We start from the raw sequence: 26,567 nt of genomic DNA, 5'->3' as shown, positions 1-26,567 counted from the left end.
CTTACGGGCGCAGTGCGACTGTGTTTTGGTGTCCCCGCCGGTGTCCAAGCGTGTTGCCTGTCATTGCCGAACGGCGATTTGCGTCATCGACGACATCGTCGTTCGAGCTGGCGGCATTGCCATGTCGTGCTGCAGTCCTGCTGATGCCCGACAAGAGCCAGGAGGTTCTTCTTCGCGATGCGGAGCGCAGCCTCCAGCTTGCTGTTTCGGGAGCGGATGTCCTGCATCCTGTTTACCTCCGCACCGAGGCGATCTGGCCGGCAGCACTTTCGAAGCATCGTCTGTTAGCGCTGGAGTGCCTCAATGCCCTTTGTGCCTACGGAAAACTGCCCGCGCGCTTGTTTCCGCCAGAAAGACGCGGGCCCCGATTGAACTTCGTCCTCCGCGCGCTCGATGGCGCGCTTGCCGGAGCATCACATCGCGAAATCGCCGCAGCGCTGGTCGGCCAAGCGCGCGTCCGGTCCGACTGGAAGGATCCTCAAGATCACCTGCGCGATCGTATCCGGCGCGCCGTCTCACGTGGCCGTGCGCTAATGAACGGCGAATATCTGAATTTCCTTCTTTGAAGAGCATGAGATCCGCGCTGTGCGTCAGCCGGCGAACAGTTCCTTGTAGCCGGTCGTCACCATCCAATTAGCACGGTCGATATGGCTGCGGAGGGCCTTTTTGGCGCGGACCGGTTCAATGGACGGGTCAATGCCGAGAATGCGATTGGCCATCTCCGCCTCGCTGGCATTGTCGGCACAGGCATCCAGGATACGCAGATAGATCGTGAAATGCTCCCTGTCGTAGCTCGTAAGGCTCTCCGACCATGGGACTTCGTCGGCAATCGGCGTGATCGATTTGGGCTGTAACATCGCTGATTATACCTCCGCAAAACGGCCTCCGCGAAGCCCTCCGCCAGCGGATTGGGATACTCAATGTGGATTACATATTTTAGTTGATAAACTCAAGCTGCCTAATCCGCTGGCAATCGTGCATGGATATGCGCAGATTGGTCGGACGGAATGTACAGAGGATCAGGCTAAGGAAGCGTCTGACGCAGGAGCAGCTTGCCGAGATTTCCGGGTTCAGCCAGCAGTACATCAGCGGCTTGGAGAAAGGACGAAGAAATCCGACGATCATCACGATCTATGAACTGGCATTGGCCCTCGACGTCAGCCACACGGATCTGGTTCGGCCCGACAAACAGGCCTGACCCACCCGATTTCCAAGTAATTGCTACGGGCCCGCGCGCCCCCCCGCGCGCGCCGGCTGCTCGTGAACCCCCGGTCTTCTTCGGCAGGCTTCAGCGATCTTGCCCCGTTCGGCTTCGCGCTCCCGGCGCGGGGCAGCCTGTCGGACTGGTAAGTACTTGGTCGGGCGCAGGCGGGGACGCCCACTCTTAACAACGGCTTCTTCAAGTACCCCCCGACAATCGGCTGCTGTGCGTTGGATGGTCATCGCATAAAGTTGATCAGAACGTTCCTCCGATTCGGACACCTCCCGCCCAGCCCCGCCTGGGGTCACAAGGCCCCACCCCTCTAATGATCCGGGTCGACTCGCCCGTGCAGCGTGGAAAGGGCGCACGAGGCGCCCTTCATCTCAGATCGGCTGTCAACAGGCCGCCTTCGCGTTGCGTATCAGAAGCGGTAGGTGACACCTGCGCCTATCAACCAGGGATCGAGCTCCGCCTTTCCCGTCAGCTTCGCGCCGTCGACCGTGACGTCAAAGTCTGGCTTGAGGAAAAGCTTCTTCACGTCGAAGTTGACGCCCCAGTGCTGATCCACCATGTAGTCGAATCCGACTTGCAGCGCGGTGCCGAACGTATTCTTAACCTTGAGAGCATCGGCACTGCTGGCACCCTGGTTATAGAAGATCGTGTAGTTCACGCCGGCGCCTACATAGGGCTTGAACGCGCCTAAATCGGTAAAATGATACTGCAATGTGAGCGTGGGCGGCAGCAGCCAAACCTTGCCGATATTGCCCAGCCCTCCGATCGTACCTTGGCCCCCGATGTTAGCATAGGTGGTGCCGAGTATGAGCTCGGCGGCGATGTTGTCCGTGAAGAAATAGGAGATATCGAGTTCCGGCGTCACGGTCTTCGAATACGAAAGATCGGAGCCGGGCACTGCATTGACGTAGCCCGAATCCTCAGTGACGACCCCCAACGCACGCAGGCGGATCTGCCAAGGGCTTGGCGCTTCCGTGACCGAGGCTCCCGCCTGCGGGACGCTCGCCGCTTGCGCAAGGTCCGCCGCGACGGCCTGCTGTCCCATCACAATGAGGACAACGGCCGCTGTTACTCCCCGCGCCGCGCGCATTTGGTTTCTCGCCATGATATTCTCTCCTTGCTCTTCAGAAATGTGGACTGAATTACGAAAAATCTTGCTCGAATTGCTTGATATTGGCGGAGCGCTCATGCCCAGTTTGCTTCGCGGCTGCGACCGCATGTTCGGGGCGCATGATCATGGGATGATTTCTCCTCTTTCCGTGCCGCAGCGCGTTTTGCGGAGTGCGCTGCAGGTGTCGTGCCAAATGAGAAAATCATTTCATAACAATGCGATCACCCTGATGGCGCTGTGTCTCATGTCCGACATCGTCGAAGATGCGACAACGAAAGCAGCCGTAACCGCCTGATAGAACCTCCTGTGCCACTCGGTGGGCACTGCGGAATAAGCAGTGAAGCTCACCGCGAAACTGCCCGAGCTTCGGATCGACATCGGGGACGGGGCCATCGACGACCACTACGTCGCCGGTGTCGGGCGCGGCACAGCCTGAAGACTCCGCGGCGGCGATCATCGAATAACTGCGTTTACGACGGGTCCATCCTGGCCCACCGGTGGGCGCGCAAAAGCTCTTTGCGGCCTCATCCCTCCGCCTGGATTGAGTCGCATGGACCGAATGGCGCACGTGGTTGTGGAACCGGCAGAGTGGTCATAACGCGATTGTCTTCCAACTCTCTTTACAGAGATTCGACAATCCAGTTGGCGAAGGTCCCATATCGCGCAATTATTGATGCGCTTAGGTCTGGGCATGCGCCCATCCGCAACCATCTGATCAAGAGCATCGATCCGACACCAACATAGAGAATTGCTTCCCCATGAGAGAGGCCTCGCTGCGTCGGGATCGAGCCAGTGCAACGGCACTTTAGGGCGAAGGATCTGGTAGCTCTTGCAACTGCCGACCTCGATGGGTGAGGCATATCGCGATCCGTCCGGCAGAGACACACGGTTCTGCACTGTCCGTTCTTGAAGACTTCGTGCTGGTCTCCATAAGAGAAGTATTTTTGGTGCAGAAGGTGCCCGATTAGCTATTCGGAAAAAGGGGACATCGACGTGCAAATCGGGCGCCGCCGTGAGGCGTCCCCCTCAATGTCGGATTTCCGACAGGATCGCAAATCCCACAACCCATTGTTTAATAAGTTTTTCCTTCTCTGGCACGGCCCATGCATGGGACTCTGCGAACGCATCAGTGAGACGTCTCCATGATCATGCGCACCGAAAATGCCATCGCCGCAGTGAAAACCGCGCTCTCGCCTTCCATCAAGCCGCCGAAAGGCCGGCGCGTCACGGTTGAGGCGGACGATTGCGCCGGCTTCAAACACCTCGATGGGCTGCGTCTCCCGTGACGGCGACGCGGGCATCCAGACGGGCGGATAGGACATGCGTCGTTGCCCCACGTCGCCGGCCTGACCCCTCGATTGTCACCGCGCTGGAATGCTCGGGTCTACATTCGACGACGCGAACGCGCTGGACAAATTCTCGCAAACCCGGTCGGGACCGGGGCTCCGAAAACGTCCGCGAGGGGCCCAATGGTTATGGCCGATATTCGCCGAGAACAAGCCACCCAGTGGGAAGACTCTATAGGAGGAAAGCAAGTGGAGTTGTCTTGCGTTGGGGTCGGTGCTGGGCCGTCTAATTTGAGCCTTGCGTGTCAGATACACGAGCAAGTTGGGCAAGGGGCACTGTTCCTGGATCGGCAGATCGACTTCCGCTGGCATCCGGGCATCGCGTTCGATTCCTCGGAGCTCCAGGTCAGCCACTTCAAGGATCTGGTCACGTTGGTGAATCCGCGATCAGCCTACACTTTCGTAAACTTCCTGCACGAGAACGGGCGTCTGTATCACTTCCTGAACGCACAGTTCGAAGCCGTGCTCAGAGTTGAGTTCGAGCAATACCTGAACTGGGCCTTCCACAGGAACCCACTTGTGCGTCGCGGCGAGACGGTGCGCGAAATCCGCTTTGACGGCGAGTTTCGGGTGCGGACGGATAAGGCGGTTCTCGGCGCCAGAAACGTCGTGGTCGGCATTGGCAAGCAGGCGCAAATTCCGCCTCAGTTTCAGGGTTGGACTGGACGCAACCTGTTCCACTCATCTGTTTTACTGCACATCCATCCTGAGGTGCGGAGAAAGCATGTCTGCGTGGTTGGCGGAGGCCAGTCGGGAGCCGAGGTGATGTTGCACCTTGTCGGGCTGCCGAAAGAACGGCGACCTGCCTCGATCACTTGGGTCTCGCAGCGTGAGAACTACCTGCCTCTCGACAACAGCCCGTTCACAAACGAGTTGTTCATGCCCTGCTTCTCGGATCGTTTCGCGGCGATGAGCGAGTCGCAGCGTAAGCTGCTCCTGCGGCGTTTCGTGCTTGCCTCGGACGGCATTTCGGAAAGCACGTTGCGCGCGATCTATCAGGCGCTGTACCGCCACGCATTTTTCGAGCCAAACCGATCCGACATCACACTGCGGCCGGGCTGCACCGTCTCGCACTCCGTCAACGCCGGCGCGGGTCACAGGCTGACCCTGCAGCACGGCATGGTCGAGGTCGAAGAAGTCACGGCTGACATCGTCATCCTGGCCACCGGTTACGAGAACGCGGTGCCAGACTTCTTGGAACCCATCGCAAACCGGCTGGAGCAGATCGACAATGAATTAGCTATTCGCGAAGATTTTTCGGTGAGCTGGGACGGACCGAGTGACAGACGCATCTTCGTACAAAACGCGAGCCTCGGGCAGCGCGGCCTGGCCGATCCGAACCTAAGCCTGCTGGCCTGGCGCGCGCGCCGTATCCTCGATAGCCTTCTTGGGCGCGCGCCATGCGCGAACCTCGAGCATCCTGGCTTCATCAGCCATACCTCGATCGAGAGCTGGCCCGACCCCCTAGCCGAAGAAATGGGCAGCGGGATATGACTCGTAGACTTTTGGTCATCGGCGGTGGCATCCTAGGAATGATGTCCGCCTCCGCTGCGGCGAAGGCCGGAGGCTTCTCCGAAATCATCGCGACCGAACAAGCCCTTGGACCAAGCGGCGCATCGCATTATTCTGGGGGCGTGCATTTCCCCTACGGTTGTCAAGACCGTACCAGGTCGCTCACTCGAAAGAGCGCCGTGGTCTTGCCGGCCATGGCTGGGTCGGCGGTCAGCGGATGGTGCCGGCCTTTAGCAATGCGTGTCGTGGCTGGACCGGGTGAAGCGATTGATCCGGCCCAGTTTACGGAACCCTTGGACCCGGCTGAGCCTGACATAGGCAGTCTCGCGCCGAGCTTCTGCGGGCAATATCCGCCGGAGCGGAACGCACTTAGCATCGCCGTCCCACATGACGTGGGTCCGTCTCTGTGGACCCGCAACTTGACCAGCGCCCGACTGCCCTAATTGGGATGTCCGACCAACCAGTCTTTCCAACAGGAGGCTTTTCGTATGTTGACTGATGCACAAAGAGAAAAGTGGCAGAAAGACGGATACGTCAGGCTCGAAAGGTTCTTCGCTCCAGCGGCTCAGGAAGATATCTCTACTTTTGTCGAAGATATCTCACGCTGGGATGTCAGCGATGATAAATGGCTCATGTGGTTCGAGAAGACGACGGACAATCGAAAGATCATCTCCAAGATCGAGAATTTTCTCGACTTCCATGATCCATTGCGTCGTTTGCTCTTAGAAGATCAGCGCATAAAGTCAGCGGTCGAGGATTTGCTTGGCGAAGATTCGCGCAGGCTCAAGGAGTTGCTGATTTTCCACTACCCCGACAGCGGCGGCTATCTCCCGCATCAGGACATTTATCACATTCCACACAAACTCCCCGACCGGATGGTCCATGCGGTGGTTGCCATAGGCATCGACGACTCCGACCCGGAAAACGGCGGGCTTTTCTTCAGCCCCGGCAACCACAAGAAGGGGGTGTTTCCCATGGATGCCGGTGGGGTGATCGATCCTCAAGTCGCCGAAATGTTCTCCTGGGAACCCGTAGTATGGAAGGCTGGCGACATCTTCATCTTCGACGATTACGCACCGCACTACTCACGACCGAACAAAAGCAATCGTTCGCGGCGGACACTCTACTTGGTGTTCCAGCGTGCTTCAACCGGTGGACCGACCCGCGCTGAATATAACGTGCTGAAGCGCGCCCTTAACCCGCCCGAGGGCAAAGTGGCCGATCTCGACAAACTCAAGCCCCCAAATGGCATTTTCTATCGCGATTGAGCTCACGCAGCCAGGCGGAGGCATGCACACCAAACTGATCGACCGCTCAAAAATGCGCGGAGAGTATGGCGTTCTGATTTGCGGGCTCGCGGAGCATCGACCGCAGCCCGTTACGACGCTTCGGCACGTGGATTGTGGAGGTGGTCGCAGGGCGGTCTTCTATGACGCCTACAGCCCGACCGGCGCCCCCCTCGTCGCCCCCCTGGCGGCCCAGAGCTGCATTATCCTGGCCGGGGCCGCCAACGGGTCAGGCTACCGTTTCTCTCCACAAATTGCACGGGAGGCTGTTGCGTTGGCAGCCGAAGATCCCACTGCTTCAACAGCTTAGGTTCGTCATGCGCAAATACAGGTTTTCTCGAACGGAGCTGTCGCGGGCGTTCGGTATCGACATGGCCACCCTTGGAACGGGAAGCGCTCGCACGGGGTTTTCATTCGGAAAGGTTGGACCCGGCGTCACATCCGAGCCCCATCGGCACGACGAAATTGAGGCCTTCGTGGTCCTGTCTGGCGCGGGCAAGGTCAGGACCGACCTTGGGGAAATCTCGGTCGAGGCGGGCGATGTCGTTCTGTTCCACCCATTTGAAGCGCATGTGCTGCGCAACGACGGAAACGAAGACCTAGATTTCGTCGATGTCTACTGGCGAGACGGCGAGGCCGCCCTTGATGCCGCTGCAAAGACCACGGCTCCACGCGGGCCGATCTTCGTCTTCTCCACGCCGCCAACGCCAAATGGCGATCTGCATCTGGGGCATCTTTCTGGCCCCTATTTCGGCGCCGACGTCTATACTCGTTTCCTGCGCATGAAAGGAGTCGAAGCATATCACCTCACTGGAAGCGATGACAACCAGAGCTATGTCACGACACGCGCCGATGCCGATCAATCGACGCCTGCAAACGTGGCGCGCTACTACGCCGACGAGATTCGCGCCACGCTTGCACTTCTCGATTGTGACGTCCACAGCTTCCAACCCACAATGGGCGATGACGGTTACGGCGAGTTTCAAGCCGCGTGTTTCCGCAGTCTTCTGAGCAGCACGGCGGTAGATCTGCGCCAGAGCCCTGCGCTTTTCGATGCTGTGACAGGCCACTATCTTTACGAGCCGGATGTTAGCGGCCTCTGCCCCGATTGCGGCGGCTCCGCCGGTGGCAATATCTGCGAGGAATGCGGCGCCCCAAACCTTTGCCACGACTTGGGTGCAGCCCGGTCACGGCAGTCTGCCGAGGCGCCGCTGGTCGGCTCCGTCCGCCGCCCGGAACTTGCCTTGGACCGATGCTACGACAAGATCGACCGGCATCTAAGGGCGTCGGGCGTCCCGCTACGGATCTTGGATCTCTTCGCGCGCCTACGCCGACGCGGCAACTTTTCAGTGCCCATTACCCACCCCTCGGACTGGGGCCTGCCGGCCGAAGGGTTCCCGGGACAAGTGATCTGGGTCTGGCCGGAAATGGCCTTCGGTTTTCTTTACAACATCCAGGCGCTCGGCCGCTTGCTGGGTCGCGACTGGAAGGCGGAGATGCCCGGCAACGACTGGCAGATTGTCCATTTCTTCGGCTTCGACAATTCGTTCTACCACGCGCTACTCTACCCCGCTCTTTACGCCGAGGTCTTCTCCCACTGGACGCCACGCATCCACTATCACGTCAACGAGTTCTACCTGCTCGACGGCAAGAAGTTCTCAACCAGCTGCCGCCATGCGGTCTGGGGCAAGGAGGTTCTGAGCCCAAAGACAGTCGACGTCGTGCGCCTCCATTTGGGCCTGACACGCCCGGAAGGTGAGCGAACGGATTTCACGCTGGACGCGCTGCGCCGCACCGAGAACGAGGTGTTCCAAGGGATTTGGCTGAACTGGCTTGATGCATTGAACCAGGAAATCAAGCAGAATTTTGGCGGCCGTGTACCCGATGCAGGCGACTGGAGCCCGGCCGACCGCGCCTTCTTTGCTCGGATAGAGATCTATCGCGCGGCGATGGAACGCGCCTATTCGGACGAAGGCTTCTCGGTCCGGCGCGCGGCCGCTCAGGTCTGCGATTTCGTGCGCGATTGCGTGATCTACCGTCGGGCGCAAGACTATGCGGCGGCGCGACGTTTCTATCCCGCCCGCAATCGGACTTCACTAGCCCTTCAGACGACGGCCGCTGCGATCCTGGCACCGACACTCGCTCCGCTGATGCCCCGATTCGCCAGAACGCTGGCGCGAGGCATCGATGGCGTCTCAACCGAAACATGGCCCCGGTCCGTCCAGCGCCTTGCGCCCGGGACGCGCTTTGATCTCGGACCCGTGTTGGTGTTCTACGCCAAATCCGGCAATCCTCATCTCGATGAGGAGGAAGCACTATGAGCCCAAAGGTGCACCAGTGAGCTATCCCAATCTCGACCAGATCTGCGCGGCAATCAAAGCCGATGATGCCAAATATCTTTACTCGCTGTCACTGGCGACCGAAGCCGCTATCAGACGGTAGAGACCAGATTGGCGGACCTGAACCAACGCATCGTCGACACCCTGGCCCGCGCCTTCGAGGACCGCTCGGCCGATCGCTTCCCAGCCCTTGCTGTTTCGTGCCGCAAATGCCGTGTGGGCTCGACTGCGCTGACCAACCTCTTCGGCATCGCGGGATTTCAGTCCTCCAGCCGGTCAAGACTGTCATGCGGTTCGAGGCGCTTCGTCAACCTGGCGCGCCCTGGATCGTGCGCCGATCACCGGAAATGTCGAATGCGAATGCCTGCCTGATGGTATCTTCGATTCTGTCCGAGCCTGTACTGGCGCGGCAGTCGGCCGAAGAACAACTGAGCTACTGACAATCGGAATGCAGACGCTTGTCTCGTCGAGAGATAAGTCCAGCCAGGGTGCTCCTTCAGGATTGCGTGTTTGCTCGGGTACGGAGCCGCCCCTCAGTTCCCAATCGAGGAGCGATCCTACAATTCACATACTTGGAGATCGCTCGCTAGGTTACCCGGTTTGTGAACCCTGCAAGCCGAAAATTCAGATGCCGCCCATGCAGAGATATTTCATTTCGAGATAGTCCTCGAGGCCATGGCGGGATCCCTCCCGCCCGATGCCGGACTGTTTTATCCCACCGAACGGCGCCGCTTCTGAAGACATCCGGCCGGTATTTACCCCGACCATTCCATATTCCAAAGCCTCGGCCACACGCCAGATATGCTTCAGGTTGGAGGCATAAAAGTAGGCCGCGAGGCCGTAGATCGTGTCGTTGGCCTCACGCACGACCTGATCCGCATCTTTGAAGCGAATAATCGGTGCCAGCGGCCCGAATGTCTCTTCTTGCGCGACGGTCATCTCGCTGGAGACACCGGCCAGGACTGTCGGTTGGAAAAACGTGCCATTCGTGCCGATGCGTTTGCCCCCGCATCTAATTGCGCCGCCTTTGGCGACGGCATCGGCAATATGGGATTCGATCTTGGCCAAAGCGTGCTTGTCGATGAGCGGTCCGATGTCCACTCCGGGAGCGAAACCGTCACCAACTTGAAGTTGGCGAGCCCGTTGCACGAATTTCTCGACGAACTCGTCGTGAACACCCGACTGGACGTAAAGGCGGTTCGCCGAAACGCAGGTCTGGCCGGCATTGCGGAACTTCGCCTGGATCGCACCGTCAACCGCGGCATCGATATCGGCATCATCGAAGACGATGAAAGGTGCATTGCCGCCGAGCTCAAGGCTGACTTTTTTGATCTGGTCCGAGCACTGGCGCATGAGAAGGCGCCCGATCTCAGTCGACCCGGTGAAGCTGATCTTGCGGACCTTGGGATTGGTACAAAGTTCGCGACCGACCGCGTCACCTTCGGACGCATAGATCAGGTTGACGACGCCTTCGGGAAAGCCAGCCTGATGGGCGAGGGCGAACATTGCTCCCGCCACGAGGGGCGTCTGTTCAGCGGGCTTGAGGACGATCGTGCAGCCCGCCGCCAGGGCTGGCGAGATTTTGCGCGCCACCATCGAGGCCGGGAAATTCCATGGCGTTATCGTGCCAACAACTCCGATGGGCTGCTTGATTACCAGCATTCGGCGGTCCATCGATGGTGCTGAGATCGTCTCGCCATAGACGCGATTGGCCTCCTCGGCGTACCATTGCAGATACGCCGCAGCATGCGATATCTCCGACTTGGCTTCGGCAAGCGGCTTGCCCATCTCCGCGGTGAGAATCGCGGCGAGATCGTCGGCGTGGTCGATGATCAACTGATGCCATCGCCATAGAACGTCGCTGCGCTCACGTGCGGTCAGCCCTGCCCATCCAGGCTGCGCGACATAGGCCTTGTCGATCGCAGCGCATGTCTCCTCGACACCCATGTCGGGTAGTTCTGCCAGCACTTCGCCAGTCGACGGGTTGAGGACCTCGAATGTCCGCTCGCTAGTCCGCGTGCCAAGTGCCGGCAGGCGATCAATGGGTCCAAACAGGTCGGGGGATCTCAGGTGACGGATCATCGGCAGGCACAGGGGCAATACCGGATTCCTCCTCAACGCAGCAGGTATATATAGCAGGTGCGGTGTGTACTCCGCGACGTCCGGGTCCCTTATAGGGCCTCGGCCAGACAGCTGGTAGACCACGGTACCCGACTGGAAAGGGAGAATACCTGAATACGCTAGAAGATGCCTCGCGGTTCTACTAGTCGAACGATTGAACAACGGACATCGGCTTCGCCAGCCGCGCGGAGTGGATGCTGGTGGACTGCGCCTACAATCTGCGGACCACGAATCGGCGACTCTATCCACTCGAAGAGAGGCTGGCCTGAGGAGGAGCGCACCCCAAATAATGACGCCTCAACCGGCAAATGCCTGGCAAGGCCCGCGAAAACCGCTCCTCGCGGCTTTAAACAGATCCCGTTTACCGGGCGAGCGCCCGCAAGATGAGAAAGAGGATGGAGAGGAACAGGGTGGCGAAGGCGCGCCGAGGGAAGATCGGCCGGCGCGTTTGCATGGGGATGGAGCTCATGATCAATTCCCCGCCTGTTGCTGCGGCAAAAGATAGCCTGTGGTCGAATGGTCGAGCACCAGATAACGCGCGGCGACCGCCTTGACCTCGTCGGTGGTGACCTTGCGGATGCGGTCCGGCCTCTCGAGCACGTCCTTCACATTGCCACCGGTGGTGAGCGTCTTGCCATAAATGTTGGCGATGTGGCCCAGCTCGTCGTGCGCAAAAATCACCGAGCGGATATAGCGGTCTTTGGCCTTGTCCAGCTCGTCGCTGGTGACGCCATCCTTGGCGATCCGGGCGACTTCGGCAACGGCCGCCGCTTCGAGATCGACTAGCTTTGCATCGCCGCGCGGCGAGCCGGAGATGGTGAAATTGGTGTCGTCTAGCATGGTGCCCTGGAAGGAGGCGCCGACCGCCGAGGCTATGCCTTGCTTGACGACAAGCTCCTGATATAGCCGGCTGCGGTTACCGCCGCCGAGGATCTCGGCCAGCAGGTCGAGCGCCTCGGCCTCGCCGGGCTCTGCCGTATGATAGGACGGCACCACCCATTGAGTGGAAAAGCTCGGCACCGAAACGCGCGCATCGGTCAGCGTCACTGTGCGCCTGGTGTTCTGCTCCGGCTCGACCGAACGGTTGCGCGGGGGCAGGTCCGGCCCGCGCACAACCTTGCCATAGGTCTTCTCGGCCAGCGCCTTCACCGTCTCAGGCTCTACGTCGCCGGCCACCACCAGCACGGCGTTGTTCGGTCGGTAGTATTTGTTGTAGATGGTGAATGCGTCGGTGCCGTTCAGCTTCTCCATCTCTTGCATCCAGCCGATGACCGGAATGCGGTAGGGCTGGTTCTGCCGCAACGTCGCGTTGACCTCCTCGTCCAGCAGAGCCTGCGCGTTCGTCTCTCTGTGCCAACGGCGCTCCTCCAGGATCACGTCGCGCTCGGTCTTGATATCATCGTCGTTGAGGATGAGGTTGAACATGCGATCGGCCTCGAAGTCCATCATCTCACCCAACGCCGAGGGCGCCACCGTCTCGAGGAAGGTGGTGTAGTCATAGGCGGTGAAGGCGTTATTGTAGCCGCCAATGGCTGAGACGGCTCGGTCGAACTCGCCGGCGGCGTGGTTGATCGTCGCCTTGAACATCAGATGCTTGAGGAAATGGGCAAGGCCGGATTTGCCGGGTGGTTCGTCGGCACTGCCGATCTTGTACCAGACCATATGAGTGACGATCGGGGCGCGGTGATCGGGGATGACGACCACTTCCATGCCGTTTTCGAGCAGGAAATCCGTCACCTTGCCGCCGTCGGTGGCGGCCAGAGCCGGAGAGGTCGTCACCAGGGCCAGCGCGGTGGCAATGAACGCCTTGCACAGCCAGGAGGACGATCGATGGCTTCGGTTGTGGTGGCTGGTCGAAAGGCAAGGTTCGAGGCAAAGTGATTTGTTCCTCATATTGATGAAGGCGCTGCGTCCCCGTCTCCCCGCGTGGGAGGATCGGCGGGCAGCGCCGAGCCAGATGAATAAGCTCTTCATGGGGCCAGGCCTTACTCGAGCCTCATCTTTGGATGGAACCAGGAGACTTGCGGCGGTATTTCTTGGTGAGGTGATCATGGGACGGATTCTCCTTGGTCCGCGACGCCTTGCGGATGACCAAGCATGCACTGTGCCAGATCAGAAAACCGTTCGAGGCAGTGGACAAATCGGGCTCTGCCATGTTGCGCATCCGACATTGTCGGACATCAGACAGGGCCGAACGCGACGCGCGCGCGGCTGAGAATATGTTCTTCGTTCGGAAGACGATTAGGCGCGCTGCCGGGGAGGGGTATAGGATGCGCTTCGAATGGCCGCTGCACTGACGGTGAGAATGGAGATGTTGGTCGCCCCAGCGGAACCCTGTCCTCGACAGCCAGACCGGGTCGATGCTGAAGGGCAGAGGCGTGAGCAGCCCAGCCAACTCGAGCGCGAAGCCTGCTCGCGCGCTAGGACGGATCTGATCCAAAAATCGGCGAGTTGGGCGATATCCGCGAGGCGTCGGAAAACGAAGATCGTAAGAGTCGGGCGGGAAAAAACGATGCGGTTGCGCGCTTCTGGCGTAATGCGCCTGCCGCGAGGCCGTTGAGCCTGATGAGTTGCTGCGGGAAAGGGGAGTGTTTGCGCGGGACCTTGGTCAAACGTGAGAAACAACCGTCGAGCTCGCCGTGGATAGGGGGCATGCAGGCACGTTTGTCGCTGGAGGACAGCAGCACGGAAGCTGTCCGCCCTTGCCGTCGTCGCTGGGTACCAAACAGAAGAATTTGGCGGTCGCGATCGAATTCATCTGCGTAAATACCGCCTGGCTGTGCTCGGTTTAACGGCGAACAGATTTTGCCTTCTTTGCGGCTGCAAACGCATCCCTGGCGGCGTGGTCCCTAAGGTCAAGAGCATCGGGTGAGTAACAGCCTGATCCTGCTCAATCTGATGCGCGCCAACCGCCTCGCCGGATTGTGGAACCGCTCGCGGTTAGCTTCTACCAGAAACAGCAAGGTCATGAAATCAAGTAGGAAGTCGTCGATCGCTTGGGCGATTGTTTCTGACTTGCCCTTGAACTGGTCCAGCAAAACGCGCGCGTTATCGATCGCTTCCACGCTGGTGCCATCGATTAACTCCTCGACCCTCTTGAAACAATCCAATTCGAAACTCCTTCAAACGCTTGCCAAGCCGTTATGCACGAAGGTAGCTCCGTGAACTACCCGGCCTTTGACCTGGCGGCACGAGCAGCGGTCGGCCTTACGTCCCGTGCCTCCAAGCACCAGCCCTAGACGTGGCGCTGAGGAGCGTTGGAAGGATCGGGCGCTTCCGGCCATGCTCGAGCGGTAGTGTAGGACAGTGCTTGCTGGCGACTACGGCCAAAATGGAGTGCGCCAGCTGATCGGGGCTTAACAATTTTTCGCTTTTTGCTGCGCCCAAGTCTCGGCTATGAGTCAGGCAGGCCTAATGGCCGGCCCGACGTTGCAATTGTTAAGGAGGAACACGTATATGCCTACTGGAACGGTAAAGTGGTTCAACAGCACCAAGGGATTTGGATTTATCCAGCCCGACAATGGCGGTCCGGATGTTTTCGTCCACATTTCCGCTGTCGAACGCGCGGGCCTCTCGACCCTCGCTGACGGCCAGAAGATCAACTATGAGATCGAGCAGGATCGCCGCACCGGCAAATCCTCCGCTGGCAGCCTCAGCAAAGCTGGTTGAAATTTTCTCCTGCGTCCTGGCAAGAGTGGGCGCGTAGGTCCGGAGGTCCTCACGGCCGCTCGATAGGAGCGAGCAAAAACTGAGGGCAGCAGATTGCTGCAGGCGTCGCGAAGTCCTCATGAAACAAAAAAGCAAGGCGGGGTTGGCCCCGCCTTTTTATATGACGATATGACGCGCAGATTAAGCCGATGGCTGCAACGCTCCAGAACGAATCTCCATTGCCGAAATCAAGCCGCGACCTTCTTGCGGGTTCGCTTCGTCGGCGCCGGCTCCGGCGCTTCCGGCGCTTTCGGTTTGCGGCCGAGCCCCATTGTCTTGGCCAATGACGAGCGCGCCGCGGCGTAGTTCGGCGCGACCATGGGATAATCCGCCGACAGGCCCCATTTGGCCCGATATCCATCCGGCGTCAGCCCATAGTGGGTCGACAGATGGCGCTTTAGCGATTTGAATTTCTTCCCGTCCTCAAGGGAGATGATGTAGTCCGGTGTCACCGACTTCCTGATCGGGACTGCAGGCGTAAGGGCAACCGGCTCTTTTGCAGAGACACCTTCCGCCGTCCCTTTCAGAGCCGCGTGCACTTGGCCGATGAGGGCAGGGAGATCCCCCACCGGGATCGGATTGTTGGAGACATAGGCTGAGACGACATCGGCCGTGAGCTCGATGAGGGTGTTGATGTTTTTTTCGGCTTCTTCTGTCATGAAACTCTCCAGGCGGCGTGAAACACAGTCGGCGAAGCGTCGCTTCATAGTGGCGGTCTCCGCTGAAAGCAACCAAGGTCTCGACAGGATTATTGCGATGCTCGTCCAGCGAGATCTATGGCGCAGTATCGCGCCGTCATGTCCGTTGATGCGTTCCGTTGTTGGCGACCTGCCGCGGTGCTTGCGCATTTTCAGGCGCGTCTCGGCCGTAAGCTTTGCGCCAAAATGACCAGTAATCTCGAAACGAAGCGGGCTATTCCTATTTCGCCATTCTCTTTTTGGCTGTGAAATCGATGGCAGAGCAGTGGCCGCTTCCTGGTGGCGCGTGGAGGAACTATCAAGCGTTGATTCGCAATGGTCGAAACGATCTAGATTCATCCGGTGAGCCGCTCTTGCAGCAGGATGTTAGGGATTGACCCGCTGGCAAACCGAGGACATCACGCCGCTGCTTTGCTATTGAACCGCTATCGCTGTGACAACACATTCCGCCCCGCCCTCAGGGCGTGCTTTGATGCATACAACGGACGAAAACCTGAGAGCGCAGCGCGCAAGGCTGTTTTCCGCTTTGCGAAACAGGTCGCCATATTGGAAGATGCAACCTCGGCGATGCAATGGCTCGCTGCCTGCATGTCGGGCAGTGGAAAAGCGCAAGTATAGGCGCCGCAGTCGTGTGTGAGGCTGGAGCGGGTACGCCGACGAGGTTATTGTGTCGAGATTTCGCCGGCATCTGGAGCGTAGTGTAGCGAACAAACAATATTTTGCGGCGCTATGGCGATGTTAATCATCTTGTTGTATTTGTAAATCAGCTTCTCGCGATAGGATTGCAACGCCTCCGGTGTGAAAATCACTGCGTGGGACTTGGTTCTCAAATTCATGATGGTAAATTACCGTGTAATGATTGCAAAGCAGTTGTCCCATCGAAGCAAGATGATAAACGAAGCCAAAATTGTGCTCCGTCGTCTGCCAATATTCGCGCTATGGAGGCCTACAAGCCAATTAAAACAGCTACTCGGGCGCCTCTGAAAGTGTTAATTCTGCTCACCCCAAACGGCCCTCTACAGTCGAAATAAGATCGTCCCGCAAAGGTGCTACAAGACACTATCGCGGATCGATTTGGGCCAAGGTCGATCTGGCGAAGGCAGGCGGAAGTCGAGCAGGACCTGCTGCGGAACAGATAACCGGCCCCAAACCGAATCCGACACGGTGGCCCCGATTTCTTCATAGTTGAAGGCGCAGAGAGAACCGGAGCACGGCTCCGGCGCCGCCGCTCGCCGAGCAGCGATCCTCCGCCTCCCAAAATCCAATCGAGAAGAGCGTTCAATTCCGGGACGGTCCAAGCTCTGCCGCAAAAACAGGTGTCAGACCCCCGGTCCTCTCCCGCAACTGATCTAGCGCAGGGCGTTCATGAGCCGCATATCCCAGAGTGGCTGCGTGCACGACGCAGCGAGATCATTTATGAAAATCCTATTCAGTACGATGGCTGTCCCCTTGCTGACGGCCACCGCCTTTGCTGCGGATTCGATCCCCGCAGACCTCAGAGAAACGGCAATGGCCACTTTCAAGGCTTTGCCACCCACCACGCCGGCAGTCGCCAACAACCCGATCACCCCGGAAAAGATCGCTCTCGGCAAGGCACTGTTCTTCGATCCACGCGTCTCTGCGTCAGGCGTCTTGTCGTGCAACTCGTGCCACAACCTGGCCACCGGCGGCGACGACAATCACGAAACCTCGATCGGCCATGGTTGGCAGAAGGGACAGCGCAACGCGCCGACTGTACTGAACGCTGTCTTCAACATCGCCCAGTTCTGGGATGGTCGTGCCGAAGACCTGAAGGCTCAGGCGAAGGGACCGGTCCAAGCCGGGATCGAAATGGCCAATACACCGGGCCAAGTCATCACCACGCTCAAGTCCATGCCGCAATATGTCGAGTGGTTCGATGCAGCTTTTCCGGCTGAAGCCGATCGGGTCACCTTCGACAACCTCGCCAAGGCAATCGAAGCCTTCGAGGCGACACTGGTCACGCCGGCCCCCTTCGACAGTTTCCTGAATGGCGATGACGCCGCCATGACTTCCGAACAGAAACAGGGCCTGGCGCTTTTCATGGACAAAGGCTGCTCGTCCTGCCATGGCGGTATCAACGTTGGTGGGCAAGCCTATTACCCATTCGGCCTCGTGGAACAGCCCAGCGCCGAGGTCCTGCCGGAAAAAGACAAGGGCCGATTTGCGGTCACCAATGCAGCCGACGATTCCTATGTTTTCCGCGTGGCGCCGCTGCGCAACGTTGCACTCACCGCGCCATACTTTCATTCGGGCAAGGTTTGGGATCTGAAACAGGCCGTTGCCATCATGGGAACCACCCAGCTTGGCGTGGTACTGGCGGACGAAGAAGTCGACCTGCTTGTTGCCTTCCTCAACTCGCTGACCGGAAAGGCACCCGAGGTCGCCTATCCCATCTTACCCGCCGAAACGGCGACAACACCCCGGCCTACAACGCAGATCTTAGGAAAATAAACGGCCAGCTGACTGCGGAACATCGCAATTGGCAATGATTGCGACTTTTACTGGACGAGACGAGTCGCGACGTCCATGAGAACGCAAATGGCTCGTTTCCAAAGTGCAGACACTGCTTCCGTCACCAGCTCGTTGCGATGGAATCATGTTTGGGATCTGGCGTGCGACATGCCAAGGAAGGCGTCTGACGCATGAGGCTCGCGCGCTGTCGATACCGCGCGGCGGCCGGCCATCGCGCTGGCGGCCGAATTGCCGCGCGCCGAAGTGATCGGCCCCCTTAGGGCGAAGGGGCAGCCACTCCGTCCTCCATGTCCAGCGATTCTTCGACTGCTTCCGGATTCCGGGCGATGGTCCAAAGGAGAGTATTCGCCGCTGCATCCGGTTTCGAGCGACCTTGCTCCCAGTTTCGAAGCGTTGCCAGATCGAGGCCATACCTCACGGAGAACGCCTCCTGGGACAGCTTCGTGCGATCCCGGACTTCGCGAACACTTGTCGGCCGCGGCGCATGAACCTTCGCGATCACGCCTGCGGACGACAGTTCATTCTTCAGTGCCAATAGGTCGTCGACGCAAGGAACCGTCACGAACGCCTTGCCGTGATCGACCATGTCCGTGAGTATCGCGTGGGCCGTCCTGAGCGGCAGCTGTCTCTTAACGAGAATCCGGGCGGCCTCAGGAGTATTCGCGCCGTGAAGAAAACTGAGGCTCAGTCGGACGGGAGAGCCTGACGACACCGGGACGACGTCCCGGGTTCGCACCCGTTGTCCGAACCGCTCCATGAATTTCGATTTAGTCGACATTAAGCTTCTCCGCGATCACTCGACCGAGCTTGCGCAATTTGGACCATCCCCACTGGAGCATCGCGATAAAAGTACGCCAAACAACGCTAAGGGAGAACAAGCAGTGATCTGATTTCGTTCGACGCTCGTTTTCGAGAGCCGTTCTGGGTCGTTCGCAATCAACTGTGTAGGCCAGCGGAGCGAGCAAGGAGCGCCAGATCCGGACAGGGCTGAGTGGGGTGTTTCTCCGAAAGGTGGGCCATGCCCTAAGGGACACGAGATGTAGTGGACTCGTCGATCCGCGCGGTTTCGATTCGCGCACCCGGGCACAACGCTTGGATAAGTCCCATCAAATGCTCTCCGGTGCCCGTCATCTGTTTAGCTGACATTGGGCCGAGGGCTTCCAGCACGAGCCACATGGCGCGGGTATCGGCCGTGACCATGGTGCGCCGCCCCTGCCGCCAGTTCCAGCGGCGGCACGTGACACCGGCATCATCGCACCAGATGACTTCGCCCGGTTCGGGATGCTCGGTGACCATTTCACCTTGCTCGATCGTGTCGAATGGCTCCGCTCCCTTCGCAACTAGAAGTCTCGGGACCCCCTGGTAAAGATCGAGATCTTCCCCGCCAATCGGAACGCCATACAGCACGCTGACGGCATTGTAGGCATCAACCAGTGGGGATATCCGCGGGAGAGAGCCATCTTTCCGCACCCGCTTGAGAAGCGCGGCGGCCGAGCACGGCGTTCGATTGGCCTTTGTGCCGAAAGCCTCGTAGGCAACGGCCCACGCCGCAAGATGCGCGTCCCTTTGGGCGTCATCGCGAAGCGCCGCCTGTTCCGCCGCCGCAATCGTGTCGTTCAACGCCTGTGCATCCGGCACGTCGATTTCAGCGTTCCGCACCACAATGCTGATCAGATGAAAATCCGGGTAGCGGGCCTTGATCTCGGGGGCAATCTATGGCGTGAAAGACATGGGATGCTCTTTTCTCATGGGGAGGCTTTGCGCTGCGGGTCGTTCGGGAAATGTTTGAAGAAAGGTGCTTGTCGAGCGTCCAGATCTTCTGGCATCGGCATGGTGCATGCCGCACCATGCGCTGGATAATTCCATCATTCGGCCGTGGACAAGGCCTGGTAGAGATCGTCGATTATCTCTTGCGGGTGCTCGAGCCCGCCTCGGCCGGCAACAAGCTACGCCTCCGCCAGATCCTCCATTTCATAAAAGGCAGCGGGCGCGATATGGATGTGAAGCAGCTTTCCTTGCCGGTTATGCATCGCTCTCGGAAATTCGTCTCGCACGAAAATCTGCCGCCAAACTGGCCTGATCAACAGCACCAGTTGCATAGCGTTTTCCCAGTCCAGTTGACTTTGCAACGAAATGCGGTTCAGCCCAAGGGTCGGTTTCCTCGCCAGCACGCCACGTCCCCGCCGTTTTAGCCACCGTGTCCCGGCAACGCGTCTTGCACCTGCTTGACAACCGCTCGCAGGATCTCAACGCCCTTCTCGATTTGCCGAATGCTCAAGGCGGCATAGCCCATGACAAGCCCCACGCGATCGATGTGGCCTTCGTCCGATTGCCGCTCGTAGAGGGGCGAGATCAGGTGCAGCCCCAGGCCCGCGCCTCGGGCGGCTTCGACCAGGGTCGTTTCCCGCGATCGCGGCAGTTCGTCGAACCAAACGACGACGTGCAGACCGGCCTCTGCTCCCTGGACAGCGATGCGATCTCCGAAGCTGCGCCGCAAGGCGCCCAACAACGCCTCCCGACGCTCGCCGTTCAGCCTGCGCACACGCCGCACATGGCTTTCGTAGCCGCCACTCTCGATCAAAGAGGCCAGAGCCTCCTGTTCAGCGACCGGCGAATGTCGGTCCGCGAATTGTTTGGCGGTAGCGAAGACCTCCTGCAATTCCGTCGGGACGACGAGGTAGCCGATACGCAGCATCGGCGAGAGCGTTTTGGAGATCGTGCCGAGGTAGATGACAGCCCCGTGGTCCTCAAGACTGTGCAGCGGAGGGACCGGATTGATGTCGTAGCGATATTCGCTGTCGTAGTCGTCCTCGATCACATAGGCGTTGTTGTGCCGCGCCCATTCCAGAAGCTGATGGCGGCGCGCGATCGGCATGACGCCGCCCAGCGGAAACTGATGCGATGGCGTGACATAGGCCAGTCGTGCCCCGATCCCCGCCAGCAACTCCGTCTTCATCCCGTCCTCGTCGACGGTGACCGGGACGGGCGAGGCACCCGTACTGGCAAAGACCTGACGCGCCATCCTATAGCACGGGTCCTCGATGACGAAGCGGTCGGCGGGATCGAGAAGCAGGCGAGCGCACAGATCTAGGCCCTGCTGCGAACCGTTGACGATGATGATCTGCTCGAGCTCGCAGCTCAGAGTTCGGGCGCGCCAGAGATAGCCCTGGAGCGCCTGGCGCAGCCCACGCCAGCCGCGAGGATCGTCATAGGCAAGACGCAACGGGCGCTGCCCCATCGCCTCGTTCATCGCACGTTTCCAGACCAATGCGGGGAAGTCTGACGGCGCCAGGTCGCCATAGCGGAAATCGACCTTCAGTCCAGTCGGCAGATAATCCGGCCAGGGCGGCGTAACGCGCAGTCGTCCCCCATAGGCGGACAGAAGAACCTGGCCGACCCGTTTCGCGGAAATGCGGCTTGTCTCAGGGCCGATCAACGAAGACACAACGCGAGGTCGTGCGCCTTGACGGACTTCGATGAAACCTTCCGCGGTCAGTTGGTCATAGGCGACCGTCACCGTCGTTCGCGAAACCCCAAGGTCATTTGCCAGGCCGCGGGAGGACGGCAGCTGACTGCCGGTTTCATAGACGCCGCCGAGGATTTGCTCGCGAAGAGCCTCGTAGATCTGGCGTGCACCCATCGCGTGCGAGCGACCTGCAGAACCGGCACTTGAAGACTGGACCATTTCATTCATTGCTAACTGGATATTTCACATTGGCCAGTTTGCCGTCAATCTTTCGGAAACCCAAGAAAGATCTAGAGGCCGAATGACCCGTTCCTATCAATCCGAAACCGATGCTCTCACGCGGTCGCCCAACGACACCGGTCCCGGATTCGCCACTCGGGCGATCCATCATGGCTACGATCCGGCCCGCTTTTCCAATGCCGTTCAGCCGCCAGTCTTCTTGACCTCGACCTATGGATTCGAAAGCGTGGCAGCGAACGAGGCCGCCGCCACCCTTGGCGGAAGGCTCTATGCGCGCGAATACAATCCGACGACGGAGATCCTCGAGCAACGGCTCGCCAATCTGGAAGGAGCCGAGGCAGGTTTGATCGTTGCCTCGGGGATGGCGGCTTTCGGCACACTGATCTTGTCGCTCCTGTCCCAAGGCGATGAACTCATCGTCCACAAGACGCTTTATGCGAACACGCTTGCCATGGTCGAACAGGCGGTCCCCCGCTTCGGCATCAAGGTCGTCGCGGTCGACCTGTCCGATCCTCACAATCTCGATGCCGCGATCACCGAGCGGACCCGGCTTGTTTTCTTCGAGACGCCGGTGAATCCGCTGAGCCGCATCCTCGACATCGCTGCCATTGCCGAGCGCGCCCACGCGCGCGGTGTAAAGGTTGCAGTCGACAGCACCTTCGCCTCGCCCGCGCTCCAGCGGCCGCTCGAACATGGGGCCGACCTCGTGCTCCACTCCCTGACCAAATACATCAATGGGCACGGCGATGCCCTTGGCGGGGCGATTCTCGGCGACGCGCAAACGCTCCGCACGCTGCACGAAACGGGCCTGCGCTACATCACCGGCGCAGCGCTCTCGCCCATGTCAGCCTTCCTGATCCTGCGCGGTCTGAAGACGCTCACGCTGCGCATGGAACGCCACAGCGCCACGGCCCTTGCGGTGGCTCAGGCGCTCGAGGCGCACCCGGCGGTGGCATGGGTGAGTTATCCCTTCCTCGACTCGCACCCTGATCAGGTGACGGCGCGAAAGCAGATGTCCCAAGGGTCGGGCATGTTGGCCTTTGGCCTCCACGCTGGGTTCGAGGGCGCGCGGCGGATGATGGACCGGCTCAACCTGATCACCCGGGCTGTCAGCCTCGGTGATGCCGACAGCCTCATCTATCATCCGGCAAGCCTGACCCGTGCTCGTCAGCCGATCCGCAAGGATGCGCATCTGGCCGATGGAGTCGGCGAGGACCTCATGCGTCTCTCGGTGGGTCTTGAAGACGCCGATGACCTAATCGCCGACCTGCGGCGGGCTCTGGACGCCCTGTGATGACCTGTGGTCCGGCCAGTCCTGCGCTCGCGTACAAACCCGGAGCCTTGCCATGGCATTCCTGAGCGGCCTTTCCGCGTTTCCCATCACGCCGACCGATCGGGACGGCCGCGTCGATACCGTTGCTCTGCGCAAGCTGATTGCCAGGCTTTGCGCCGCTCAGGTCGATTCCATCGGTCTTCTCGGCAGCACCGGCACATACATGTATCTGACGCGCGAGGAACGGCGACGGGCGCTCGCCGAGACCTTGGACGAAACCGGGGGACAAATGCCGGTCGTGGTGGGTGTGGGCGCGCTGCGCACCGACGAAGCAGTGAGGCTCGCGCAGGACGCTAAGGCCCTTGGGGCTGCCGCGGGGTTGCTTGCCGCCGCCTCTTACACCCCGCTCACTGATGACGAGGTGTTCGAACATTTCTCCACGGTGGCGCGCGAAAGTGGCCTTCCGATCGTCATCTACGACAATCCAGGAACGACGCATTTCCGTTTCACCCCAGCACTCGTCAGCCGCCTGGCAAACGTGCGGGGGATCGTCGCTATCAAGAATCCGACAGACAAGGGCGATGCGATCAAGAGCCATCTGGCCGACCAGAGGCGCACTGTGCCGGAAGGGTTCTCGATCGGCTACAGCGGCGACTGGAACGCTGCAGAGGCCATGATCGCTGGCGCTGACACATGGTACAGCGTCCTCGCGGGCATCCTGCCCGAGGTCTGCACAAAGATCGTCACAGCGGCGCAGCAGGGCGATGCGGCCGAAGCGCGACGGATCGATGCCGCGCTTGCGCCGCTCTGGAGCCTCTTCAAGGAGTTCTCGAGCCTTCGCGTCGTCTATGCACTTGCCGAATTGCTCGACATTTGCCGTGCCGACCCCCCGCGTCCCATCCTGCCTCTGCCCTCAGCAGCGAAGCGCCAGATCGCCGCCGCGTTGGAAGGCTTGCCATCGGATGTCAACCGGTGAACAGCGAACCCGGCGGCCAGTGAAGGAACCTGTCATGTATGTACCCGCGCATTTCGATGAACCGAGCCGAGAAGTCCTTTACGAACTGATCGAGAACAGCGCACTTGGCATGCTGATAACCCATGGCCGGAGCGGTCTCGACGCCAATCACATCCCCTTCGAACTCGACACGTCACAGGGAGAAAACGGTTCCCTTTATTCCTGCGCGATTAGTACACGTGCCGAAGGAAAGTGCACTTTCTCGCTCGAGTGACTTATTTCAAAGGATGTGATCGCGTTTTGGCACATTCACGGCCCACATGCGGCAGCCGCTAACTCACCACATGGTGAGCAACCAGGAAACCTTCCGGCCTACACTTTCTCCCGGAGCGCGCGTGCTGCAGCAACCATGTTCATGAGGGCAGGGCGGACCTCCTCCCACTTGCGGGTTTTGAGGCCACAGTCCGGGTTTACCCACAGTTGGGCATCGGACAGTCGCTCGCGGGCAAGCATGACGAGATCCGAAATCTCGCCGACTTCCGGGACCCGTGGTGAGTGAATGTCGTAGACTCCGGGCCCGATTTCATTCGGATATTTGGAGCTCGTGAAGGCGTCCAGCAGTTCCATTTTCGAGCGCGACGTCTCAATCGAAATGACATCCGCATCCATTTCAGCGATCGCGTCGATGATCTCGTTGAACTCCGAATAGCACATGTGGGTATGGATTTGAGTCGCGTCCTTTACACCCGTTGAAGCGATCCGGAAGCATTCGACAGCCCAGTCGAGATAGTCGTTCCAATCAGACTGGCGCAGTGGCAATCCTTCGCGAAACGCGGCCTCATCGATCTGGATCATCCTTGCGCCGGACCATTCGAGATCCGTCACTTCGTCGCGGATGGCGAGCGCGATCTGGCGGCATGCTTCGGAGCGGGGTACGTCGTCGCGAACAAATGACCAGTTGAGAATGGTCACTGGGCCTGTGAGCATTCCCTTCACAGGGTTTTCCGTAAGCGACTGGGCGAACTGCCACCAGCGCAGCGTCATCGGATTGGGCCTCGATACGTCGCCGAAGATGATGGGGGGGCGCACGTAACGCGACCCATAGCTCTGCACCCAGGCATGCTGGGTGAAGGCGAAGCCGGACAGCTGCTCGCCGAAATGCTGTACCATGTCGTTTCGTTCGAACTCACCGTGCACCAGCACGTCCAGCCCGATCTCTTCCTGCCAGCGAATTGCAGCCTCGATCTCCTTCTTCAGGAAGGTCTCGTAGTCGACATAGCTCAGCTGGTCCTTCGCATGAGCGGCCCGCGCCCTGCGTACCTGCGGCGTCTGCGGGAAGGACCCGATGGTCGTCGTCGGGAACGGCGGCAGCCCGAGCGTGCCGGCCTGGACTCTGGAGCGCTCGGCAAAAGCGCTCTCTCGTCGCTTCATGCTGTCGTCAATGCTGGCGATCCGCCCCTCAACCAGCGGGTCATGGATCTTCGTGGATGTCACGCGAGTGGCGGCAGCCTCGGCAGACGCTTTCAACGCGCCTGCCACCGCATCCCTGCCTTGGGACAGGGCCCGGGCAAGCAACACCAACTCGTCGGTCTTCTGGGCCGCGAAGGCGAGCCACGACCTGATGTCCGCGTCGAGTTCCGTCTCCATGCGCAGGTCGATCGGCACATGCAGCATCGAGCAAGAAGGCGCGATCTCGACGCGGTCCAAGGGCCAGCCGGCGACGATCGGTTTGATGCGGTCGAGAATGGCGGGCAGGTTCGCACGCCAGACGTTGCGGCCATCGATCAAGCCAAGCGAGAGCACCAGATCCTTCGGTGCGAGCCGACCCACCGTTTCCAGCTGCTCGGGAGCGCGCACGAGATCAATATGCAGCCCGGCCAGGGGCAGAGAAACCGCGGTTTCGAGATTGTCTCCCAGCGGCCCGAAATAGGTAGCCAGCATGATCTTCAGCTCGGGCGCGGCTTTCGACAGCTGGCCATAGGCGAATTCGAACGCAGCTCGTTCGTTCGGGTTCAGATCGAGGACAAGCGCTGGCTCATCGATCTGCACCCAGTCGGCTCCAGACAGCTTCAGCCTCTGCAGGAGTTGCTCGTAGACGGGCAGCAGCCGCGGCAGGAGCGCGATGGGATCGAATCCTTCGGCAGGCGATTTCGCCAGCTTGAGGAAGGTGATCGGTCCAAGGATGACTGGGCGTGTGTGAACGCCGAGAGCTTTAGCCTCGATGAAGTAATCGACCGGTTTCGTCGACGAGAGGGCGAACGTCTGATCATCGTTGAGTTCCGGCACAATGTAGTGATAGTTGGTGTCAAACCACTTGGTCATTTCCATCGCGGTTACATCAGACCGATGAGCCGCCTGCTGGTGACCAGCGTGTCGACAATCCTCCGTCTGACCTTGGTTGCCCCGCGCCATTGCGAAGTAGATGTCAAGTGGAACCTCGCCGCTATTCCAGCCGTAACGGGATGGAACGGCGCCGACCATGGCTGCGGTGTCGAGCACATGGTCGTAGAGCGAGAAGTCGTTCGACGGGATTTTCGACACGCCGCGATCGTGCTGCTCCTCCCAGCTAGCGGCACGGAGCGCCTTCGCGGTCGTGAGAAGGTCGGCAGCGGACGATTTTCCGGACCAGTAGCTTTCAAGCGCGAATTTCAGTTCTCGCCGACGACCGAAACGGGGCACGCCGAGCGTTGCTACAGGAATTTGCTGAGAGACAGTCATGCCAGACCCCGATGGTTGGGGCGTCGGTGACAAGGAAGGCGCTAGCAGGCCGGCACGAACGCCAGGCTGCAGCGGCCACCGAGACACC

At 59.8% G+C, this 26,567-nt stretch carries 24 protein-coding genes; 14 read left to right on the top strand and 10 right to left on the bottom strand.

The window, feature by feature from the left end; genetic code table 11:
- Window positions 1–50: 50 nt before the first annotated feature.
- Window positions 51–566 (top strand): DUF2285 domain-containing protein, encoded by a 516-nt coding sequence (locus NKH50_RS26410; RefSeq protein ID WP_352881971.1) that lies wholly within the window; start codon window positions 51–53, stop codon window positions 564–566.
- A gap of 24 nt (window positions 567–590) precedes the next feature.
- On the opposite strand, the gene NKH50_RS26405 is transcribed toward NKH50_RS26410, so the two are convergent.
- Window positions 591–857 (bottom strand): DNA -binding domain-containing protein, encoded by a 267-nt coding sequence (locus tag NKH50_RS26405; protein ID WP_352881968.1) that lies wholly within the window; start codon window positions 855–857, stop codon window positions 591–593.
- A 122-nt stretch (window positions 858–979) separates the two neighbouring features.
- Between NKH50_RS26405 and NKH50_RS26400 the strand changes: the two genes are divergently transcribed.
- The gene (locus NKH50_RS26400) at window positions 980–1,198 is read left to right on the top strand and encodes a helix-turn-helix transcriptional regulator (protein ID WP_023755980.1); all 219 of its coding nucleotides are present in this window, start codon (window positions 980–982) and stop codon (window positions 1,196–1,198) included.
- Between the two features lie 424 nt (window positions 1,199–1,622).
- Here NKH50_RS26400 and NKH50_RS26395 read toward each other — a convergent pair whose 3' ends face one another.
- Complete coding sequence (locus NKH50_RS26395) at window positions 1,623–2,303, bottom strand: OmpW/AlkL family protein (protein ID WP_031198690.1); 681 nt, start codon at window positions 2,301–2,303, stop codon at window positions 1,623–1,625.
- A 64-nt stretch (window positions 2,304–2,367) separates the two neighbouring features.
- On the opposite strand from NKH50_RS26395, the gene NKH50_RS26390 reads away from it, so the two are divergent.
- The 5 genes from NKH50_RS26390 (at window position 2,368) to NKH50_RS26370 (ending at window position 8,789) form a co-directional block, all read left to right on the top strand.
- Window positions 2,368–2,619: a hypothetical protein gene (locus NKH50_RS26390; protein WP_352881965.1), complete on the top strand. Its 252-nt coding sequence runs from the start codon at window positions 2,368–2,370 to the stop codon at window positions 2,617–2,619.
- 847 nt (window positions 2,620–3,466) lie between these two features.
- A complete protein-coding gene (locus NKH50_RS26385) occupies window positions 3,467–3,610 on the top strand; it encodes an iron-sulfur cluster assembly accessory protein (RefSeq protein ID WP_352881962.1) in 144 nt (47 codons plus the stop codon).
- A 189-nt stretch (window positions 3,611–3,799) separates the two neighbouring features.
- A complete protein-coding gene (locus NKH50_RS26380) occupies window positions 3,800–5,164 on the top strand; it encodes a lysine N(6)-hydroxylase/L-ornithine N(5)-oxygenase family protein (protein ID WP_352881959.1) in 1,365 nt (454 codons plus the stop codon).
- A gap of 506 nt (window positions 5,165–5,670) precedes the next feature.
- A complete protein-coding gene (locus tag NKH50_RS26375; protein ID WP_352881957.1) occupies window positions 5,671–6,450 on the top strand; it encodes a phytanoyl-CoA dioxygenase family protein in 780 nt (259 codons plus the stop codon).
- Window positions 6,451–6,737: 287 nt separating this feature from the next.
- A complete protein-coding gene (locus tag NKH50_RS26370) occupies window positions 6,738–8,789 on the top strand; it encodes a class I tRNA ligase family protein (RefSeq protein ID WP_352881954.1) in 2,052 nt (683 codons plus the stop codon).
- A 642-nt stretch (window positions 8,790–9,431) separates the two neighbouring features.
- On the opposite strand, the gene NKH50_RS26365 is transcribed toward NKH50_RS26370, so the two are convergent.
- The 3 genes from NKH50_RS26365 to NKH50_RS26355 all read right to left on the bottom strand — a co-directional run bounded on the left by NKH50_RS26365 (window position 9,432) and on the right by NKH50_RS26355 (window position 14,038).
- Window positions 9,432–10,889: an NAD-dependent succinate-semialdehyde dehydrogenase gene (locus NKH50_RS26365; RefSeq protein WP_352882063.1), complete on the bottom strand. Its 1,458-nt coding sequence runs from the start codon at window positions 10,887–10,889 to the stop codon at window positions 9,432–9,434.
- A gap of 510 nt (window positions 10,890–11,399) precedes the next feature.
- Window positions 11,400–12,821 (bottom strand): M16 family metallopeptidase, encoded by a 1,422-nt coding sequence (locus NKH50_RS26360; protein WP_352881952.1) that lies wholly within the window; start codon window positions 12,819–12,821, stop codon window positions 11,400–11,402.
- 962 nt (window positions 12,822–13,783) lie between these two features.
- A complete protein-coding gene (locus NKH50_RS26355) occupies window positions 13,784–14,038 on the bottom strand; it encodes a hypothetical protein (RefSeq protein ID WP_352881950.1) in 255 nt (84 codons plus the stop codon).
- A gap of 346 nt (window positions 14,039–14,384) precedes the next feature.
- Here NKH50_RS26355 and NKH50_RS26350 point away from each other — a divergent pair, with 346 nt between their 5' ends.
- On the top strand, window positions 14,385–14,597 hold the full coding sequence (locus tag NKH50_RS26350; protein WP_023679670.1) for a cold-shock protein: 213 nt from the start codon (window positions 14,385–14,387) through the stop codon (window positions 14,595–14,597).
- 227 nt (window positions 14,598–14,824) lie between these two features.
- Here NKH50_RS26350 and NKH50_RS26345 read toward each other — a convergent pair whose 3' ends face one another.
- Window positions 14,825–15,295 (bottom strand): Ros/MucR family transcriptional regulator, encoded by a 471-nt coding sequence (locus tag NKH50_RS26345; RefSeq protein ID WP_352452644.1) that lies wholly within the window; start codon window positions 15,293–15,295, stop codon window positions 14,825–14,827.
- Between the two features lie 402 nt (window positions 15,296–15,697).
- On the opposite strand from NKH50_RS26345, the gene NKH50_RS26340 reads away from it, so the two are divergent.
- A complete protein-coding gene (locus NKH50_RS26340) occupies window positions 15,698–15,952 on the top strand; it encodes a DUF982 domain-containing protein (RefSeq protein WP_352881948.1) in 255 nt (84 codons plus the stop codon).
- A 798-nt stretch (window positions 15,953–16,750) separates the two neighbouring features.
- A complete protein-coding gene (locus tag NKH50_RS26335; protein ID WP_352882061.1) occupies window positions 16,751–17,806 on the top strand; it encodes a cytochrome-c peroxidase in 1,056 nt (351 codons plus the stop codon).
- A gap of 277 nt (window positions 17,807–18,083) precedes the next feature.
- Here NKH50_RS26335 and NKH50_RS26330 read toward each other — a convergent pair whose 3' ends face one another.
- Window positions 18,084–18,413, bottom strand: coding sequence for a helix-turn-helix domain-containing protein (locus NKH50_RS26330; RefSeq protein ID WP_352881946.1), 330 nt, complete (start codon window positions 18,411–18,413; stop codon window positions 18,084–18,086).
- Window positions 18,414–18,850: 437 nt separating this feature from the next.
- On the bottom strand, window positions 18,851–19,447 hold the full coding sequence (locus NKH50_RS26325) for a B3/B4 domain-containing protein (protein WP_352881944.1): 597 nt from the start codon (window positions 19,445–19,447) through the stop codon (window positions 18,851–18,853).
- Between the two features lie 227 nt (window positions 19,448–19,674).
- On the opposite strand from NKH50_RS26325, the gene NKH50_RS26320 reads away from it, so the two are divergent.
- On the top strand, window positions 19,675–20,019 hold the full coding sequence (locus NKH50_RS26320; RefSeq protein ID WP_352882067.1) for a hypothetical protein: 345 nt from the start codon (window positions 19,675–19,677) through the stop codon (window positions 20,017–20,019).
- On the opposite strand, the gene pdxR is transcribed toward NKH50_RS26320, so the two are convergent.
- Window positions 20,016–21,512, bottom strand: a complete 1,497-nt coding sequence (gene pdxR / locus NKH50_RS26315; protein WP_502906921.1) for a MocR-like pyridoxine biosynthesis transcription factor PdxR — start codon at window positions 21,510–21,512, stop codon at window positions 20,016–20,018. The two genes, NKH50_RS26320 and pdxR, sit on opposite strands and share 4 nt — an antisense overlap.
- 82 nt (window positions 21,513–21,594) lie before the next feature.
- On the opposite strand from pdxR, the gene NKH50_RS26310 reads away from it, so the two are divergent.
- Genes NKH50_RS26310 through NKH50_RS26300 form a run of 3 tightly spaced genes read left to right on the top strand, consistent with a single transcriptional unit; the run spans window position 21,595 to window position 24,035 of the window.
- The gene (locus NKH50_RS26310; RefSeq protein WP_352458256.1) at window positions 21,595–22,827 is read left to right on the top strand and encodes a trans-sulfuration enzyme family protein; all 1,233 of its coding nucleotides are present in this window, start codon (window positions 21,595–21,597) and stop codon (window positions 22,825–22,827) included.
- 52 nt (window positions 22,828–22,879) lie between these two features.
- Window positions 22,880–23,782, top strand: coding sequence for a dihydrodipicolinate synthase family protein (locus tag NKH50_RS26305; protein ID WP_352881940.1), 903 nt, complete (start codon window positions 22,880–22,882; stop codon window positions 23,780–23,782).
- A 34-nt stretch (window positions 23,783–23,816) separates the two neighbouring features.
- Window positions 23,817–24,035, top strand: coding sequence for an FMN-binding negative transcriptional regulator (locus NKH50_RS26300; RefSeq protein WP_352452617.1), 219 nt, complete (start codon window positions 23,817–23,819; stop codon window positions 24,033–24,035).
- A gap of 98 nt (window positions 24,036–24,133) precedes the next feature.
- On the opposite strand, the gene metE is transcribed toward NKH50_RS26300, so the two are convergent.
- A complete protein-coding gene (gene metE, locus NKH50_RS26295) occupies window positions 24,134–26,479 on the bottom strand; it encodes a 5-methyltetrahydropteroyltriglutamate--homocysteine S-methyltransferase (RefSeq protein ID WP_352458258.1) in 2,346 nt (781 codons plus the stop codon).
- Window positions 26,480–26,567 lie beyond the last annotated feature (88 nt).

The sequence above is a fragment of the Mesorhizobium sp. M1027 genome (genome assembly GCF_040318745.1).
In the GTDB taxonomy this organism is placed as follows: Bacteria; Pseudomonadota; Alphaproteobacteria; order Rhizobiales; family Rhizobiaceae; genus Mesorhizobium.
The sequence above is the reverse complement of the archived record's forward strand: the minus strand, read 5'-3'. Positions and strand labels throughout refer to the sequence as shown.

What these genes read in the sequence shown, in the direction of transcription:
- NKH50_RS26405 (WP_352881968.1), bottom strand. Translation starts at nt 857, where the DNA reads ATGTTACAGCCCAAATCGATCACGCCGATTGCCGACGAAGTCCCATGG.
- NKH50_RS26400 (WP_023755980.1), top strand. Translation starts at nt 980, where the DNA reads ATGGATATGCGCAGATTGGTCGGACGGAATGTACAGAGGATCAGGCTA.
- NKH50_RS26395 (WP_031198690.1), bottom strand. Translation starts at nt 2,303, where the DNA reads ATGCGCGCGGCGCGGGGAGTAACAGCGGCCGTTGTCCTCATTGTGATG.
- NKH50_RS26385 (WP_352881962.1), top strand. Translation starts at nt 3,467, where the DNA reads ATGATCATGCGCACCGAAAATGCCATCGCCGCAGTGAAAACCGCGCTC.
- NKH50_RS26380 (WP_352881959.1), top strand. Translation starts at nt 3,800, where the DNA reads ATGGCCGATATTCGCCGAGAACAAGCCACCCAGTGGGAAGACTCTATA.
- NKH50_RS26375 (WP_352881957.1), top strand. Translation starts at nt 5,671, where the DNA reads ATGTTGACTGATGCACAAAGAGAAAAGTGGCAGAAAGACGGATACGTC.
- NKH50_RS26365 (WP_352882063.1), bottom strand. Translation starts at nt 10,889, where the DNA reads ATGATCCGTCACCTGAGATCCCCCGACCTGTTTGGACCCATTGATCGC.
- NKH50_RS26360 (WP_352881952.1), bottom strand. Translation starts at nt 12,821, where the DNA reads ATGAGGAACAAATCACTTTGCCTCGAACCTTGCCTTTCGACCAGCCAC.
- NKH50_RS26350 (WP_023679670.1), top strand. Translation starts at nt 14,385, where the DNA reads ATGCCTACTGGAACGGTAAAGTGGTTCAACAGCACCAAGGGATTTGGA.
- NKH50_RS26345 (WP_352452644.1), bottom strand. Translation starts at nt 15,295, where the DNA reads ATGACAGAAGAAGCCGAAAAAAACATCAACACCCTCATCGAGCTCACG.
- NKH50_RS26340 (WP_352881948.1), top strand. Translation starts at nt 15,698, where the DNA reads ATGTTAGGGATTGACCCGCTGGCAAACCGAGGACATCACGCCGCTGCT.
- NKH50_RS26335 (WP_352882061.1), top strand. Translation starts at nt 16,751, where the DNA reads ATGAAAATCCTATTCAGTACGATGGCTGTCCCCTTGCTGACGGCCACC.
- NKH50_RS26330 (WP_352881946.1), bottom strand. Translation starts at nt 18,413, where the DNA reads ATGGTCGATCACGGCAAGGCGTTCGTGACGGTTCCTTGCGTCGACGAC.
- NKH50_RS26320 (WP_352882067.1), top strand. Translation starts at nt 19,675, where the DNA reads ATGCGCTGGATAATTCCATCATTCGGCCGTGGACAAGGCCTGGTAGAG.
- pdxR (WP_502906921.1), bottom strand. Translation starts at nt 21,512, where the DNA reads ATGGTCCAGTCTTCAAGTGCCGGTTCTGCAGGTCGCTCGCACGCGATG.
- NKH50_RS26310 (WP_352458256.1), top strand. Translation starts at nt 21,595, where the DNA reads ATGACCCGTTCCTATCAATCCGAAACCGATGCTCTCACGCGGTCGCCC.
- NKH50_RS26305 (WP_352881940.1), top strand. Translation starts at nt 22,880, where the DNA reads ATGGCATTCCTGAGCGGCCTTTCCGCGTTTCCCATCACGCCGACCGAT.
- NKH50_RS26300 (WP_352452617.1), top strand. Translation starts at nt 23,817, where the DNA reads ATGTATGTACCCGCGCATTTCGATGAACCGAGCCGAGAAGTCCTTTAC.
- metE (WP_352458258.1), bottom strand. Translation starts at nt 26,479, where the DNA reads ATGACTGTCTCTCAGCAAATTCCTGTAGCAACGCTCGGCGTGCCCCGT.